The following is a 15,968-nucleotide window of genomic DNA, read 5'->3' on the forward strand; positions in this document are numbered from 1 at the left end:
ATTTCACAATAATGTATGATTACGTTTCGCAGATATTCTAATGAAGCCTAATACGCGTTGTACCGGTAGAATGGAGTTAAATATGAGAATAAAGAAAGAGGATTTATTACTATACGTAGTTACAGACCGAAGCTGGTTGGGAACGGGTAATCTTTATGAACAGGTAGAAAGCGTCATAAAAGCAGGGGCGACTATGGTACAGCTTAGGGAAAAAAATCTGCCCAAGGATGAATTTATAAAAGAAGCAATGCAAATGAAGAAAATAACTAGCAAATACCAAATTCCACTTATTATTAATGATAATATTGATGTTACCCTTGCTTCCGGAGCTGACGGGGTTCATTTGGGACAGGAAGATGAACAGATAGCATTGGCCAGAGCTAAGCTTGGTGCTGATAGAATTATCGGTTTGTCCGCTCATAATGTGTATGAAGCTATGAAAGCCGAAGAATACGGAGCGGATTATATTGGTGTAGGTGCCGTTTTTGGCACCACAACGAAGTCTGATGCGAATCATATCTCCATGGATACCATAAAAAAGATACGCGGTGCTGTACAATTACCTATGGTAGCAATCGGAGGAATTACAAAGGAGAACATATTACAGCTTAACGGTAGTGGAGTGGATGGTGTTGCTGTAATATCCGCGATATTTGCTCAACCGGACCCAGCCTGCGCTGCTAGAGAAATGATAGAATTATCAAAAACTATGGTACGTTCTAATCATATATTTACATAATGAAACAAAGTAAAGTACGTGCTAAAAACCTCAACTGGATAATAACGTGACTTATGCTGCAAGCCTCATAATTTTTTGATATCCATGATTGTATAAAGTAAGCCTTGATAATATAGCAATAAGTAATTATTGATCATTAGTTTTATGTAATGCAGAGATGGAAGATATGATAGACCTTAGAAAACCATTAGATAACCTAGGTAAATGAATCAATACTATCTTAATCATATAGTACTTATCTGTAGATATGTTAAGAAAAAATATAAATATATAGGACGAGGAGATTACAATGAAAAAAGTACTGAGTATCGCCGGATCGGATTGTAGCGGAGGAGCAGGAATCCAGGCAGATATTAAAACAATTACCATGCATAACATGTATGCAATGACTGTAATTACTGCTTTAACAGCCCAGAATACCACCGGAGTAAGCGGTGTATTGGAAGTCACACCTAAATTCGTGGCTAATCAGATGGATATGGTGTTTACAGATATTGTTCCGGATACGATAAAAATCGGAATGGTTTCAAATGAAGATATCATTGCGGTGATTTCTGAGAAATTAATCGAATATAAAGCAAAAAACATTGTACTCGACCCTGTTATGGTATCAACCAGCGGTAGTAAACTGTTAGAGGATGGAGCCGTGAATAAGCTTGTTACCGATCTCATACCTTTGGCTACAGTTATCACTCCCAATATCCCTGAAGCAGAGATACTTACCGGTTTTTCAATTAAAACAAAGGAAGACATGGAAAAGGCTGTTATTAAGCTTTCAAAAAACTATTCCGGAGCAATATTAATTAAAGGCGGACATTTGGATGACAGCAGTGATGATCTATTGTTAGCAGAAGATAAAATTCACTGGTTCCCACAGATCAATATTGATAATCCCAATACCCACGGAACCGGATGTACCTTATCCTCTGCCATTGCATGTAATCTGGCTGCCGATAAAAATATAAAAGAAAGTATAGAAATAGCAAAAGCCTATATTACCGGTGCTTTAAAAGCGAATTTAAACCTGGGAAAAGGAAGTGGGCCGTTAAACCATTGTTGGAATTTTATTAGTAAGTAAGTTAATAATAAACGGTTTCCTTAATTACCTGTGATTATAAGATGGAATATAGGGGTTGCCTAAATGCACTACTTGTTAACAACCTTCTGTGATATGTTTGTTTTATGTAGATATATATACAAAAACAAACAATAAAAACATAGAAGATATACTTCAACAAGTGATGCGGTGACTCCTATGTTCTGTCTTTTTTATGCTTAATTAGGAAATAAAAATGAAGTGGTAAGAATATACTAAGGAAACACAAGGAGTAAGAATTGACAATGTATATTGGGCATGGTACATTTGTAATAGAAATGGAAATATATGTAAATGATTATGTTTAGCATACCATTTCTTGAGAATTACATAACTTATTTTAGCGTTATTCTTCTGTTTATAGAAAGGGTGTGGAGTCATGGAAGTTAAGATTTATGATGTCATATATAACCCAAAGGGAGTTGATTTACCCGGGGAATATGTCATTATTGGTTCAAAGGAAGAAAAACCTGTGTGCTTACATCATTGGGTTTTAAAAGATTTGGCAGGACATATATATGTGTTTCCTGATACTATGATTAATCCCGGACAAGAGATAAAGATTTGGACAAAAGTAGGTACCAACGATCAAAACAATTTATATTGGAACAGAAGACATCCGGTATGGAATAACTTAAGTGATATCGTTTTTCTAAAGGATGAAAATGGACAAACCGTTGATCAATACAAATACACAACTAAATTTTTTAATATTGAATTGTGTATGGGTACTGACTGGACAAAGTTTGGGGTAGCAACTGAAGATGGCAGGGTCTGGCTTACCAATACGGATAGTGTTGGATATCTAGGGGATGAGATTAATATGAATGGGAGCGAAGTCAGCTTTTGGTTTGATGAGCCTCATATACCACAATACCAACCGTTTTAAAGAATAGATGCTTAGCATGGAAGGGAGTTCAGGATGGATACTAATGTACATAAATCAATTGTGAATGCTGCAGCTAAGTTACTACCTGCCGAAGTAAAATCATATCTTACAGGAGCCATAAATAGTGGACCTTATGAAGGAAAAACCAGACTGGAGTTATTGCTGCTTGGATCAGTAATCGAGGATGATATTCATAACCCCGGGCCTTTGCCGAGTCCTGATTTGCAGAGGATACCCAGTGATATTTTACCCGGAGCTTATTGGCCTTGGATGGAGCATTTTTGGAATCCTCATCTGGAAGAAGGAAAGGGACTTACGATTACAACTAAGCTACTTGGAGAGCTTTTTAACATACCATTAAAAGCTTTGACCTCCTTAATCCATGGAGATTTTGATATGAATGAAGTTTTGGGTCAATTCCGTTCAGCGGTTGATAGGGCTTTGGATTATTGGAATGACCATGTTTTACCGAATTACATTCAAGGTAATGAAGCGGATACATTCCTTTGTCTGGGAAGGATATGCCATCTGTTAACCGATGTGGGAACCCCTTGTCATATACATAACGATCCTCATCTTAATATTTTTGATTTTTATGATGATGATGACTATGAAAAATATACGAGTGTAAAAACAGATCTGGTGGGAGATGGACATCTACCCAAAGAATGGGATGTTCCCTCTTATACGAATATCGTATATAATCCGAATTGGGATTTACCAATGTATTTTCGTGAGCTAGGTAAAATATCCCGTCTATATGATTCGGACGATGTGGATGGTTGGGGTGAAGGGCATCCCTATCATTGGGATCACTATGATGATTCTTTCATTAATATACTACCAATTGATAGAGATATCTCAGGAGATCTTACGGATTTGGCATGTGATGCGATTGCAGCAGACCTGATACCGATTAATATTATGTTCGTGGCAGGTGTAATCTGCCATTTCTTCAAAACTATTGATTTTAAAATGTCCTTGGATGTCCTTGAGGTAACGATCAAACGATTAAATGTACATGAGGATACGGATCCATTTGGTAAAGGGGAAATATACTTAAGTGCCAGTTTAAATAATCAGTATCTGTATCCGGTAGGAGGAAAATATAGTCTTCATTCAGGAACATCAAAGAATATTATTGGTGCCCGTTATCCGATCGCTATATGTGACAGAGATATTCCAGTACATTTTTATGCCAAAGCTTATGACGATGATTCTACTTATTTTTGGAATGATAGTGAAAGTTTAGGAAGTATTGACTATGAAATCAATTTGAATGACTTAACTGATGGGACACCTCAGCTGGTCACTGCCTTTTCAAAGGGAGGAGAAGGAAGCTTTAGTCTGGTTCTGGAGATTTGCATCCATTTATGCCAAGGGGAGGAAAGACAATTTGATTCCATGATAAATCTTACTCCCTATATGGTGGATCCACAGCCATTACATGCGACTAGATTTGATCGTTCCAGATACGTTCCTGCAATTCTTAATCTTAAGTCTCTGGCCCTTCATGAATATGCCGATAAAGGGAGAAGGATCTGTGACCGTTGGAACCATCTAAAGGATGAGAAGAAATTGGCAATTTACATGTATAAAGAGGAAATATTTAAAGAAACTGAAGGAAAGACAAAATTACAACTCATCGTAGAGAGAGTTTTTGGTGAAGACAGCAAACAGGTAACATGGGTGAAGGATGTCAAGGATTATAAAGGCTACTGTGCCTGTGTTAGAAAAGGTAAATCGGATAAGCTGATTCATGAGTAATCTTGGTGTGATCTACATGTAGTGCTTTAAAATCTATTAAGAAACAGAATATATTCGTTTTTTTGTAATGTCCGTTATGGGATTCATCTATAACGGACATTCTTTATCGTATAAGTTCACCCTATACGATAATAAAGTCGCAGCATAACAATCGGTCGAAGTAAACATGGTTCATATATTAAGCAAGACTCAGCACGAAGTCCCACCATATTTGACATGGGTTTGTATGCATGTTACAGTTATATGTAGAGGAGGTAATAAATGGATACAAATTTATATAAGAATGTAACTGTATAAGAAAAATTCACTATATTACATAAAATTTTATTTGTAGAAAAGACTATGTAGAGAGTTGTTTTTCGTATTGATATTTATATAAGAAAGGACGTAATAATGGCAAATATTAATGAGATTACCTTAAAGGAATTATCAACCATGTATAAGAATAAAACTGTTTCTGTAAAAGAAGTAGTTCAAGAATATATCAAAGAAATTGAAGCAATAGATTCAGGAACAAACGGTTTAAACAGTGTTCTGGAATTAAATCCCGACGCTATTACCATAGCAGAGGAACTGGATGATCGGCACACTGAGAGGGGAAGCATGCTGTACGGAGTACCTGTATTATTAAAGGATAATATATGTACTGCCGACAAGATGCATACTTCAGCCGGTTCTTTGGCTTTGGCAGATTCTATAGCATCAGCGGACGCAGAACTGGTAAAAACTTTAAGAAAGAAGGGTGCTGTGATACTTGGTAAAACCAATATGACGGAGTTTGCCAATTATATGACAACAGGTATGCCTGCCGGTTATAGCTCAAGAGGCGGACAGGTCAAATCCCCCTATAAACCTGGTGAGGATCCCTCCGGATCAAGTACCGGATCAGCAGTTGCCGTTACAGCTAATTTATGTACCATCTCAATTGGAACAGATACTTCTAATTCCATAGTATCACCAGCAATTAAAAATGGTATTGTAGGATTAAGACCGTCGATGGGGGCAATTAGCCAAAAGGGCATCATTCCAATCAGTTTTACCTGTGATACGGCAGGACCAATGACGAGAACCATTGATGATGCAGCAAGTTTTTTCTCTGAAGTAACCGGATTTTCAATGGAGGCAGAGGAGACCGAATTTAGTAACTATACCATTGGTATTAATGAATTATCTTTGAAGAATTTAAAACAAGAAGAAGTTAAGAAAGCTGAGATAGTCATTAAGGATTTAGAAAAAGCCGGAGTTACGATAAAACGCTTGAATATAGAACCAATACCAACGGAGAATATAAAGGCAATTCAAAAATACGAATTTAAATTCACGATGGGCCGATATCTTGCAGACTTACCAAAGGATTATCCGATGAAATCTGTGAAAGATATTATTAATTTTAATAACGAGCATCCTCAGGAAACGTTGCAATATGGTCAGACTCTTTTAATTGATGCGCAGGAAAATACAAGAGGGGATTTAAGTGAAGAGGAGTATATTACACTCCTCAAGGATCGTGAAACGAAGAAAAAAGAAATTTTTGAAACTTTAAGAGGCATCAATATGTGTCTTATGTTCCAAGAAAATCTATTGCTACAATATGTCGGATTGCCGATACTGGCAATCCCCCACGGCCTATATAATGACGGTATGCCCTTTGGTTATATAGCAACTTCTCTTACAGATGTAGATTTGTTAAAGACTGCGAAAAGTCTGAGTAAGATGATTGAGCGTAGAGTACCACCCAAACTGTAATAGGAATGAAGGGGTGTTTCAAAATGTAATTAATATGCTACCTTCTAGGTAGACAAGTTAAATATAAAAACTTGCTTACCTGGAAGAGAGCATTTTTGTGTTTTTTGATGATTTATGGCATGGGAAGTGGGCGTGCAATTTATCATATACAGATCGAGGTATGTTTTGAATGAATATGATAGACTACCAATTCAAGATAAATACTTGATATTTACTTAATTTATGGTATTGTTAAACTGTAGTTTCACTATATGTGACATAATGTATCATACATATGCTTTATAAAAAAAATACAGAATTACATAAGAGATGAGGGTGTTATGTGGCAGGAGTTATTTGTTAATGCATGTATATTGATAACAATTATTTTCATTGTAAGTCAGTTATTTAAAAACAGTGGTATTTATAACACATCCCCATTAAAAATCCGATTAAAACTTGGCATTTTAGGTGGGATTTCAGCTATTATTTTAATTCATTTCAGTATAGAGGTATCACCGAATGTTATCATGGATTTACGGGATTTTAGCATTATATTAACAGCGTTTTTTGGAGGAATGTTGCCTGTAGTTATCACCGGTGTTATAACTACAATATACCGTCTTTTGTATAAGGGGATCAGTGAAACCTCATTCTTAGTACCGATTGGTATTATGGCTATCAGTATTGGCTGTGGAGCCTTATCTTTAACAAAGCTTAATTATATATGGAAGAGTGTATTAATGTTTTTCTACAGTCTAATCATCCGAAGTATCATTTACTTTTTTGTTATAGAGGATAAGGAGGCTGCTCTTAAAGTCGTATTAGTCACTTGGATTGCTTCCATTATGATTGGTATTGGCGTATATTATCTAGTTCTTTATCTTGTTGCTTCTCATAAAGTTTTAAAAAATCTGAAGAAGGAATCGACCTATGACTATTTAACAGGTCTAAATAATACAAGATCATTTAGTAGGAAGTTTAGTGAGATTAAGCAGGAAACTAACTTAAATCACAGAAAATTAACCCTAATGATTATAGATATTGATCATTTTAAACATGTAAATGATACTTATGGCCATGAAACAGGAGACCTTGTATTAAAACAACTTGGTAGATTACTTAGAAGCTATCGTAAGGAATATAGTCTCATATCAAGAATTGGTGGAGAAGAGTTTGCGATTATATTGCAAAATACAAGTAGGGAAGAAGCATACGATAAGGCAGAAACGTTAAGGAAAACTGTGATGACCCACAAATTTTATAATAAGGATGGGAAGAAGATTAAAATAACAATCTCCATTGGACTGGCTGTATATCCTGAAACCTTAAGCGAAATATCAAAGTTAAAAGAAACAGCTGATTTAAAGCTTTATGAGGCAAAAAGAACGGGAAGAAACAAAGTGTGTATATAAGGGATAGAAAATGGAACTTTTGGGATATTCATTTTGTTTATCACTTTTTTGTCGTATGAGATTGCGTCCTATATGACAAAAATGCATTATTATATGGTGTAAAATAATTGTAATGAGTAACGAGTAACGTTGTACTAATTTGAAAATTTATGTTATTACATTTTGAGTTATGTATTTGCCAGTATTACCTATATTTATATAATATAAAAAGAAGCACATGTTAAAATATAGAGAGGAGAAAAGATCCGATTCATTAGAATGGACAATAATTGTATATTATGTTTGAAGTAAGTAAAGACTGGAATCCCCTTCAGAAAAAATTAAAAGAAACTATACTTAAGAAAGAAAGATTTAATGAAGTGAAAGAACTTCTTTATCAAATGCATTCTATCGTACATGCATCAGAGGTATATCAAAGAAATACAATTAACTTCATGGATGAGATTTGGCAGGATTTAAGTGACAAAGCATTTCGCACCATGCCTTCAATAAAGGATGACACAGTAGCTTGGCATGTCTGGCACATCTCAAGAATAGAAGACTTAACTTCAAATTGTCTAATTAAAAACCAAAGCCAGGTTCTAAATGAAAATTGGTTAAAAAGATTAAATATTAAAGTTACGGATACCGGTAATGCGATGACAGATGATGAAATTATTAGCCTGAGTTGTGAAATTAATAGAGAAGCATTGTTCGAATATCGTAATGCAGTTGGAATAAGAACAAAATCAATCATTGATGCGCTACAACCGGAAGATATGAAGCGAAAAGTTACCAAAGATGGTCTTAATCGTATCTTAGAAGAGGGAGGGGTTACAAATCACCCTGTTTCAGCCGGGCTATTAGATTTTTGGGGTAAGAAAAATGTAGCAGGTATTTTCTTTATGCCGATTACCAGGCATCAGATTGTACATTTAAGTGATTGCCGCAGACTGAAGGGTGTTTGTAATAGGATGAAATAATTGTAGCTAGTATATCCTCTGGCTTTTTTACCGAATTTGAATGCACGCATAAATTCACAGATACTTTTTAAAATACAATACTATCTGCTGGAATGGCTGCTTTTGTTTTTGGGATTATCGTCTTTCAGTCCAAATACAGCTCGAGCACTTTCTGCTTGAGGATCATGATTTACATGTTTTGAATGAAATTTTCCATCTTCCCTTTTATGATTTTTCGTGCTTCTCATTTTATTACTGTCTTTCATAACATCCTCCTAATGACTTATGTTATATTGTTATCCTACTCTAAAAGTATGTCTTTTATATTATTTTATATTCAGATATAATTATTGTGATCTCTATATCAACTATACTTCATAATACTGTTTTGGATAGCTTTTTTTAGAGATACTTTTAACAATGAATGAAAATATTGATTTAAAAAGGAAAAAAGAGTTAAACAAATGGAAGGACATATCCTTCAATATGGTTCAATTACAGACAGCTTTAATTATTAAGCCAGATCAAAATAGGTTTCAAATAGATAAGATATAGGATTAGATTATAGAGTTTAATACGACTATATGTTAAATAATAGAAAAAAATCACAAAGTGATAAAAGACCTGTTGACAATATCCAACGTTGGGTATAAAATATACTAAACGTTGGATATTGATTTATGAGAGGTGAAAAAAATGATCCGGGCATTTATTCTATATTATCTTAATATGAAACCAACCCATGGATATGAGATACAGAAGTTCCTTCAGATATCGGGAACGGAACAATGGGCAAAGATACAGTCGGGCTCCATCTATTACGCTTTGACGAAATTAGAGAAGGAAAAATATATTCAGGTATTGCGGGAGGAGAGAACCGGATCGAGAGTTCGAAAAATATATACAATTACAGATAATGGAAAAACAGAACTTCATAAAGAGATGGCACAGGAGCTAGATAAGCCGATTTCAACTATCGGTTCCATTAAGTTTTTTACAGATCCTATGTTAAGTACACTTAGTAAGGATGAAATTATAAAGATAGTAAGTAACCATATTAATAAACTGATGGAGCAAAAGGAATTTTGGGAAAGATGGTATGCAGTTAAGGTGGATGAAACTACCCTTGCTCTTTCCAGGATTAGTTTTGAGATGACAATACAGAATATAGACAGTCAGATATTATGGCATCAAGAGCTATTAGAACATCTAGACATATATATCAAAAATAGCAAGGATACTGAACAGATCATAAAAAGTTTTGATTTTGATTGGATGGAAGAGGGGACTACAGGAGCCGGTGATGAAGAGAAGCTTCAGTATGCGCTAAAGCTTAAGAATGAGATCCTTAAGGATCCCCAAAATGCAGTCGCCAACTTAGATAAAATAATTAAGGAATTACAAAACCATGTAAAAAAAGGTTAGAAGAATGATTATAGAAACGGTGACCTGTATTCAATGTTACGATTAAAGTATTTAGATTTTATAAAGTCAAACAGAGATTTTAATGGAACAGAATTAGTGTTTTCCTTCCTTATCGTTTCGAAGATATAATATGTGATACGAGTATTTAAGCATTCAGGGGGTGTCTATGTTGATACTCTATGAAGATAAATGAAGGTTATATAAGTATCAGAATAATATTTAGAAAAAAGAGGAGGAAAACATTATATATATCACGATATCCAATGTTGGATAAACAACATGGAATATAGTAAAGGAGAGTTTATATGAGTGCTTTATTGGAGGTTAAAGATTTATCGAAGTCTTTTAGTGACAAAAAGGTTGTTGAAAAGCTTACACTTACCGTTTTAGAAGGAGAAATTCTTGGTTTTCTTGGTCCTAACGGGGCAGGAAAAAGCACTACTGTAAAAATGATTATTGATGTAGAACAGAGGGATGACGGAGAGATTTATTTTAACGGAGAGAAGACGGAAGATAAAATGAAGGTGTTTAAGAAAGCCTTAGGTGTCGTCCCTCAGGATATCTCAATTTATGATGACCTTAGTGCATATGATAACGTAAGATTTTTCTGCTCCCTCTATGGTTACAAAGGGCAGGAACTAAAGAACAGAGTTAAGGAGGCCTTAGAGTTTGTCGGTCTATGGGATAGAAGAAAAGAAATACCGTCTAAATTCTCCGGTGGCATGAAACGGAGATTGAATATTGCTTGTTCTATCGCCCATTCCCCCAAGCTGCTTATCATGGATGAACCCACAGTTGGCATAGATCCTCAATCCAGAAATCATATACTGGAGACGATAAAAACGTTAAATAAGCGGGGAACTACAATTGTCTATGTATCTCATTATATGGAGGAAATAGATGCAATCTGTAACCGGATCGTCATCATGGATCACGGTATCATTGTTGAGGACATGGAAAAAGAGCGTTTAAAAGAAAAATATAGACAGCAGGGATTTACCTCACTGGAGGAGATATTTCTTCATTTAACCGGAACAGATCTTAGGGATCAGGAGGCTTAATGCTATGAGAGAGTTAGGCGTATTATTAAGTTATGATATGAAGCGTCGGTATAAGGATGGATTTTTAATCGGATACAATATTATCTTTCCAATTCTTCTGACCTTGTTACTGGGGTATCTATTGGCCGGCAGTTATGGGAAGGAGTTTACAAGCTATCACTATTATTCTTTGGTTATCTTACCGTTTTGTATCGCTATGGCTATGATAACCGCAGCTTATGTAGGAAAGGAAGAGGCTTATAAAAAAACTGCAATGAGATTTCTATATGCACCAATATTTAAAACACAGATTGTACTTTCGAAGCTTCTATCTTGTACAGTTATTATCAGTGTATGTAATATCATTGTATTACTGTTTGTTAAACTGGTTTTTCAATTGCCGATATACGGTGAGTTTTGGGCAATTATATTTTTATTAACAGCCGAGGCATACTGTTTTTGTGCTATAGGTATGTTTATCGGACTTGGGATGAAGAATTTTATAGTCATTAAGAATATTATCAATCTTCCCTTGTGTGCGGCAGCTATTCTTGGTGGTGCATTTTATCCCATTGGGACTATGAATGACAAGCTGGAATTATTGCTTAAACTTTCACCCTTAACCTGGATTAATCAGAGTATGTTTCGCTACCTTTATGACGGTGATAGAGATTACTTATATAAGATTAGCCTTATATTAATACTCATTGGCACTGGTTTTACCTTACTGGCAATCGTTCGGTTTCGAAAGGAGGAATTTATCCATGGGGATTTACCTGGTTATGAAAAATAATCTAAGAAGAAGCTTACATCATAAATTACTGTTCGGGATCACCTTTTTGTTACCGGTAATCCTATGTCTAATTGCCGGATCCATTAAGCTAGGAGGGCCTTCCTTTCGAATAGGAATACTGGTTGGCAATCCGAATATAAAAGAAACTCTAAATGAAAAAGTATACCCTATTATTGAGATATCAAAGGGTATGAAAATCGAAGATGTTAAAGAGGCTTCCTTAAATACTGATTTGATATCAGGAAAATATCATGTAGTGATGGATTATCGGGAGAGTGATGCACCGGAGAATTTTGAACTTCTTTCCTTTCAAAATGAGAGCAAAAAAGCACTGCTTCATACCTCAATACAGGAGGCGATTAGAAATCATAAAGAGATAAATCTTAGTGGCCTGTCTCAGAAAACACTGACTGCGACACAAAGGTCTGTTGCCTTGTTAATCACATTATTTATGATTATATCTACCATCCATGCTGCCCCTATGATCTTAGATCGTAATAACGGAACCTATACCAGGTACCGATTTGCAAGTATAAAGTCCGGTGGTTATGTAATAGGGTATGGATTATATAATTTCATTATTACCTTTATTCAGATTAGTGCAAGCATTCTTATATTATCCCTTGTACAAAGTGGTTTTAGACTCAACTTTATGGCCTCAATAATAATGGCTGTAGCCGTGGCTTTGATTTCAGTTGTTTTCTCTATTTTAGTCAGTTTATTTAGTAAGAGTGAAGTACAGGCGAATATAACGGCATCTTCTCTGGCAGCAGTATTATCTCTTCTGGGGGGAGCCTTTGTTGCAATCGAGAGTATGCCAAAACTCTTACAGATATTAAGTACTATTAGTCCTGTGAGGTGGATGATAGAATTAACAAAACTCTTATAGGTGTGAGGTACCAAAAAAAATTAAGATATCGGTCACATGGTTTTTCTGGATGATAAAATAGCGAATATGGCGCAGAGCTGTATGGAACAAACTATCATTCAAAGCTTCCTCCCAATTGATTACTTTCCTATTGTATCAATTGGGAGGTTTTATATTCACTTATCCATATTTCAGCCATAATCGTCTTGTACAATAAGACTATAGTAACAAAACAACTTTATTAAAAAAGGAGGTTAATAATATGATGTTAAGAAAACTGATAATTGGAGCCGCATTAGTGCTTGCCCTAGGTACAACAACAATTGCCTTTGCTAGGGAAAGGGGGAGTCAGAGACAAAATTATCGGCCCTCAGTTAATTCCATGTATGATATGATGGAGCAATATGGATATGGCGAATTAGCTAAGGAGATTAAGGACGGTAATTATTCTGCAATGGATGATTTTATGAACAATCTATCCGATGAAGATTATCAAAAGATGATTGATCTTATGAGGGAATACGGATATGGTAATATGGCGTCAATGATGGAGAGAATTGATAAAGAAGATATGATTTCAATGCACAATGCTATGGGTGGTGGAGCTGGATGCTTTCGGTAATATTAAATCACCCTTATGATAAGGAGGTATCTATATGATGATATTCTTTTGGATTTTATTAATTATAATCCTGTATTATATATTTAATGACAATGAAAGAATAAATATAACACGAAGACAGGATACTTCGGCAGTGGACGTATTAAAAATGCGTTATGTAAACGGTGAAATAGATGAAGAGACATTTATAAGAATGAAAAAAACAATTAGATGATAAGGAGGTATTCCTATGATGTATCGATATTTCAATGATAGTTATGGCAATGGTTTTTGCTCCGGTTTTGGATTCTTCAATAATGGATGGGGCATTACGATTGGAGTAGGCTTATTAATAATAATTGCTTTACTTTTCTATCTTTTCGTTCATAATAATAAGAAGAAGAGGGCATCTTCAGAAACTTTGGAAAACCTTAAATTACTATATGTTAAGGGAGATATTACAGAGGATGAATATCTCAGAAGAAAAAGCGTAATAGAACGTTAGTTATTAGATAACTGATTTATCTTACTATAGCGAGTAAAGATAGAAGTCAAAGGACGAGGTTAAGGGAATGGTTTATCAAATTTTAGTCGTGGAAGACCAAAAAGAAATAAGCGATGTTTTAAAAAAATATATCGCGAAGGAGGGCTATGGTGTAGCTGTAGCCAATCATGGGTTTGAAGCTCTGGAGTTATTTGGTGACCGGGAATTTCACCTTATTCTTCTTGATATTATGATGCCGGGTATTAACGGATATGAAGTTTTGAAGGAAATTAGAAAAACTTCCGATGTGCCTGTAATTATGTTAACAGCAAAACAGGATGAAGTTGACCGCTTAAAAGGATTTGAAATCGGAGCAGATGATTATGTAATCAAGCCATTTAGTCCCAGAGAATTGATGAAGCGGATTCAAGTATTCCTAAAACGCGTTTACCAAGAAGCTGACGAAATCATATATAGTTTCAAAAATTTGAAACTATATACAAAGAGTATGAAGCTTATAAAAAATGACAATCAGATAGCGCTGACCGCAGCTGAATATAAGCTGTTGTTTGTTTTATTTAAGAATAAAGGACAGGTTCTCACCAGGGAACAATTAATTGAACTGGCCTATGGTAACGATTATGAAGGCTATGACAGAAACATAGATAGTTTTATAAAGAGAATCCGTCAAAAGATAGAAGACGATCCTAAAAACCCTAAAATTCTTATAACAAAATATGGAGCAGGTTATATATTTGGGGGTGATGAGGGGTGACAGTAAAAAGACAGTGGCTTATCGTATTAATTTTAATAGCAATCATATCTGTTATCATTAATACTCTGGTATTAAGTACGTTGACAAATAGGTATTTTAAAGATTATATAAAAGACAATTACAACCAACATTTTAATCAAATTATTGAATACTTATCTAATTCGTTAAAGATTGACAGCTATTCCCCACGTCAAATATCGGTTGATTTAGAGACTCATTTGGTTGACCCCATTACCCGGATTAAAGTCTATGATATAGATGGAAATCTGATATCTGATGTCAGTGCTGATGTAAGATCTTATATTGGTAATTCTACAATGCATGGGATGATGAACCATATGATGGGTAGAATGATGGATAGCAGGTTTGAAGAAGTAGATTACTCCAAAATAACGGATAACGGCAGAGTAATTGGTCAGGTTAATATAACAAAATATAGCTCTGCTGAAAATTCTGTTGCTATTTGGATGTTTCAATCCTCACTCATAAAAAACAGTATTATATCTATAGGTATTGTACTTACTGTGGCAATTGTGATAGGGATTTTAGTCAGTCGTAAAATGAGCAGAGATTTGATTCATACTTCAGAAATAGCACAAAATCTTGATATCGGAGAGGATATACCGGTACGTTATTCAAAGGTTAAAGAAATTAATGTTATACAACAGAGTTTGAAATCACTCCAGTCAAGGTTAAAAATCAGACATAAAAGCAGGAAAACCCTGATTGATGAATTGGTACACCAGACCAGAACACCGCTTACGATATTAAGAACTCATCTGGAAGGAATTGAAGATGGGATTATCGAATTTGTTCCGGAAGAAATAAAAATATGTGAAAATCAGATCGATAATATCACAGCGATTATTACCAACATGAGTAATATGATCGATGCAGAAAAAATCGAAAACTCATTGACAATTGAAGAATTTGAGCTGAGCCAGCTGATTAGACAGATTATGAATGGTCTCAAAGCACAGTTTGAAAAGAAAAATATTGAACTGAAAGTAAATGCGAAAGAAAAAGTAATGCTTAAAACAGATAAATATCGCTTAAGTCAAACGGTTTATAATATCCTGACCAATGCTTATAAATTTACTAACTCAAAGGGAAAAGTATTGGTATCTTACCAGATAAATCAGGATAATATTGTCTTAGTTATTGAAGACAATGGATCAGGAATTAGTAAACAAGATTTGGACAAGATTTTTAATGCATATTATAAAAATGAAAAATCAATGGGGCAATCAGGAGATGGCTTGGGGCTTTATATAGCGAAAGAGAATATGAAAAGTATTCATGGAACAATTTCTGTTGTATCGGAAATTAATCAAGGTAGTAGATTTGTTTTATCGTTTCCTCGAGTTATTTCATAAGATATGCAATTATCAGAATTACATGCAGAAAGAA

17 protein-coding genes are annotated in these 15,968 nt (G+C 34.8%); 16 read left to right on the forward strand and 1 reads right to left on the reverse strand.

The genetic code is table 11. The annotated features are described in order from the left end of the window. Window positions 1–82 precede the first annotated feature (82 nt). The 7 genes from thiE to I5677_RS02830 all read left to right on the forward strand — a co-directional run bounded on the left by thiE (window position 83) and on the right by I5677_RS02830 (window position 8,593). The gene (thiE, locus tag I5677_RS02800) at window positions 83–739 is read left to right on the forward strand and encodes a thiamine phosphate synthase (protein WP_197660050.1); all 657 of its coding nucleotides are present in this window, start codon (window positions 83–85) and stop codon (window positions 737–739) included. Between the two features lie 289 nt (window positions 740–1,028). After that, on the forward strand, window positions 1,029–1,817 hold the full coding sequence (gene thiD, locus I5677_RS02805; RefSeq protein ID WP_197660051.1) for a bifunctional hydroxymethylpyrimidine kinase/phosphomethylpyrimidine kinase: 789 nt from the start codon (window positions 1,029–1,031) through the stop codon (window positions 1,815–1,817). A gap of 397 nt (window positions 1,818–2,214) precedes the next feature. Then, on the forward strand, window positions 2,215–2,724 hold the full coding sequence (locus I5677_RS02810) for a lamin tail domain-containing protein (protein WP_197660052.1): 510 nt from the start codon (window positions 2,215–2,217) through the stop codon (window positions 2,722–2,724). 33 nt (window positions 2,725–2,757) lie between these two features. Further along, a complete protein-coding gene (locus I5677_RS02815) occupies window positions 2,758–4,491 on the forward strand; it encodes a phospholipase C/P1 nuclease family protein (protein ID WP_197660053.1) in 1,734 nt (577 codons plus the stop codon). A 393-nt stretch (window positions 4,492–4,884) separates the two neighbouring features. Then, entirely contained in the window at window positions 4,885–6,237 is a 1,353-nt protein-coding gene (locus tag I5677_RS02820; RefSeq protein ID WP_197660054.1) for an amidase family protein, read from the forward strand. A 353-nt stretch (window positions 6,238–6,590) separates the two neighbouring features. Then, window positions 6,591–7,631 carry a GGDEF domain-containing protein gene (locus I5677_RS02825; protein ID WP_197660055.1) on the forward strand — a complete coding sequence of 347 codons (1,041 nt, stop codon included), beginning with the start codon at window positions 6,591–6,593 and terminating at the stop codon, window positions 7,629–7,631. A gap of 278 nt (window positions 7,632–7,909) precedes the next feature. Then, window positions 7,910–8,593 carry a DinB family protein gene (locus I5677_RS02830; RefSeq protein ID WP_197660056.1) on the forward strand — a complete coding sequence of 228 codons (684 nt, stop codon included), beginning with the start codon at window positions 7,910–7,912 and terminating at the stop codon, window positions 8,591–8,593. An 80-nt stretch (window positions 8,594–8,673) separates the two neighbouring features. Here the strand turns inward: I5677_RS02830 and I5677_RS02835 are convergent, their stop codons facing one another. Then, complete coding sequence (locus tag I5677_RS02835) at window positions 8,674–8,838, reverse strand: CPC_1213 family protein (RefSeq protein WP_197660057.1); 165 nt, start codon at window positions 8,836–8,838, stop codon at window positions 8,674–8,676. A 430-nt stretch (window positions 8,839–9,268) separates the two neighbouring features. On the opposite strand from I5677_RS02835, the gene I5677_RS02840 reads away from it, so the two are divergent. From I5677_RS02840 to I5677_RS17385, 9 genes are all read left to right on the forward strand, one after another. Then, window positions 9,269–9,997 carry a PadR family transcriptional regulator gene (locus I5677_RS02840; RefSeq protein ID WP_197660058.1) on the forward strand — a complete coding sequence of 243 codons (729 nt, stop codon included), beginning with the start codon at window positions 9,269–9,271 and terminating at the stop codon, window positions 9,995–9,997. Between the two features lie 305 nt (window positions 9,998–10,302). After that, a complete protein-coding gene (locus I5677_RS02845) occupies window positions 10,303–11,058 on the forward strand; it encodes an ABC transporter ATP-binding protein (protein WP_197660059.1) in 756 nt (251 codons plus the stop codon). A 4-nt stretch (window positions 11,059–11,062) separates the two neighbouring features. After that, the gene (locus tag I5677_RS02850) at window positions 11,063–11,830 is read left to right on the forward strand and encodes an ABC transporter permease (protein WP_197660060.1); all 768 of its coding nucleotides are present in this window, start codon (window positions 11,063–11,065) and stop codon (window positions 11,828–11,830) included. Further along, on the forward strand, window positions 11,802–12,719 hold the full coding sequence (locus I5677_RS02855) for an ABC transporter permease (RefSeq protein ID WP_197660061.1): 918 nt from the start codon (window positions 11,802–11,804) through the stop codon (window positions 12,717–12,719). Before I5677_RS02850 ends, I5677_RS02855 begins: the two co-directional genes overlap by 29 nt. Window positions 12,720–12,960: 241 nt before the next feature. Continuing rightward, complete coding sequence (locus tag I5677_RS02860; RefSeq protein ID WP_197660062.1) at window positions 12,961–13,320, forward strand: hypothetical protein; 360 nt, start codon at window positions 12,961–12,963, stop codon at window positions 13,318–13,320. Window positions 13,321–13,354: 34 nt separating this feature from the next. After that, on the forward strand, window positions 13,355–13,534 hold the full coding sequence (locus tag I5677_RS02865) for an SHOCT domain-containing protein (RefSeq protein ID WP_197660063.1): 180 nt from the start codon (window positions 13,355–13,357) through the stop codon (window positions 13,532–13,534). A gap of 15 nt (window positions 13,535–13,549) precedes the next feature. Continuing rightward, window positions 13,550–13,804 carry an SHOCT domain-containing protein gene (locus I5677_RS02870; RefSeq protein WP_197660064.1) on the forward strand — a complete coding sequence of 85 codons (255 nt, stop codon included), beginning with the start codon at window positions 13,550–13,552 and terminating at the stop codon, window positions 13,802–13,804. Between the two features lie 67 nt (window positions 13,805–13,871). After that, window positions 13,872–14,558 (forward strand): response regulator transcription factor, encoded by a 687-nt coding sequence (locus I5677_RS02875; RefSeq protein ID WP_197660065.1) that lies wholly within the window; start codon window positions 13,872–13,874, stop codon window positions 14,556–14,558. Continuing rightward, window positions 14,555–15,934, forward strand: a complete 1,380-nt coding sequence (locus tag I5677_RS17385; protein ID WP_197660066.1) for a sensor histidine kinase — start codon at window positions 14,555–14,557, stop codon at window positions 15,932–15,934. Before I5677_RS02875 ends, I5677_RS17385 begins: the two co-directional genes overlap by 4 nt. Window positions 15,935–15,968 lie beyond the last annotated feature (34 nt).

It is taken from the genome of Mobilitalea sibirica (genome assembly GCF_015999265.1).
GTDB lineage: Bacteria > Bacillota > Clostridia > Lachnospirales > Lachnospiraceae > Mobilitalea > Mobilitalea sibirica.

What these genes read in the sequence shown, in the direction of transcription:
- I5677_RS02815 (WP_197660053.1), top strand. Translation starts at nt 2,758, where the DNA reads ATGGATACTAATGTACATAAATCAATTGTGAATGCTGCAGCTAAGTTA.
- thiE (WP_197660050.1), top strand. Translation starts at nt 83, where the DNA reads ATGAGAATAAAGAAAGAGGATTTATTACTATACGTAGTTACAGACCGA.
- I5677_RS02830 (WP_197660056.1), top strand. Translation starts at nt 7,910, where the DNA reads ATGTTTGAAGTAAGTAAAGACTGGAATCCCCTTCAGAAAAAATTAAAA.
- thiD (WP_197660051.1), top strand. Translation starts at nt 1,029, where the DNA reads ATGAAAAAAGTACTGAGTATCGCCGGATCGGATTGTAGCGGAGGAGCA.
- I5677_RS02810 (WP_197660052.1), top strand. Translation starts at nt 2,215, where the DNA reads ATGGAAGTTAAGATTTATGATGTCATATATAACCCAAAGGGAGTTGAT.
- I5677_RS02870 (WP_197660064.1), top strand. Translation starts at nt 13,550, where the DNA reads ATGATGTATCGATATTTCAATGATAGTTATGGCAATGGTTTTTGCTCC.
- I5677_RS02860 (WP_197660062.1), top strand. Translation starts at nt 12,961, where the DNA reads ATGATGTTAAGAAAACTGATAATTGGAGCCGCATTAGTGCTTGCCCTA.
- I5677_RS02845 (WP_197660059.1), top strand. Translation starts at nt 10,303, where the DNA reads ATGAGTGCTTTATTGGAGGTTAAAGATTTATCGAAGTCTTTTAGTGAC.
- I5677_RS02875 (WP_197660065.1), top strand. Translation starts at nt 13,872, where the DNA reads ATGGTTTATCAAATTTTAGTCGTGGAAGACCAAAAAGAAATAAGCGAT.
- I5677_RS02850 (WP_197660060.1), top strand. Translation starts at nt 11,063, where the DNA reads ATGAGAGAGTTAGGCGTATTATTAAGTTATGATATGAAGCGTCGGTAT.
- I5677_RS02865 (WP_197660063.1), top strand. Translation starts at nt 13,355, where the DNA reads ATGATGATATTCTTTTGGATTTTATTAATTATAATCCTGTATTATATA.
- I5677_RS02820 (WP_197660054.1), top strand. Translation starts at nt 4,885, where the DNA reads ATGGCAAATATTAATGAGATTACCTTAAAGGAATTATCAACCATGTAT.
- I5677_RS02835 (WP_197660057.1), bottom strand. Translation starts at nt 8,838, where the DNA reads ATGAAAGACAGTAATAAAATGAGAAGCACGAAAAATCATAAAAGGGAA.
- I5677_RS02855 (WP_197660061.1), top strand. Translation starts at nt 11,802, where the DNA reads ATGGGGATTTACCTGGTTATGAAAAATAATCTAAGAAGAAGCTTACAT.
- I5677_RS02840 (WP_197660058.1), top strand. Translation starts at nt 9,269, where the DNA reads ATGATCCGGGCATTTATTCTATATTATCTTAATATGAAACCAACCCAT.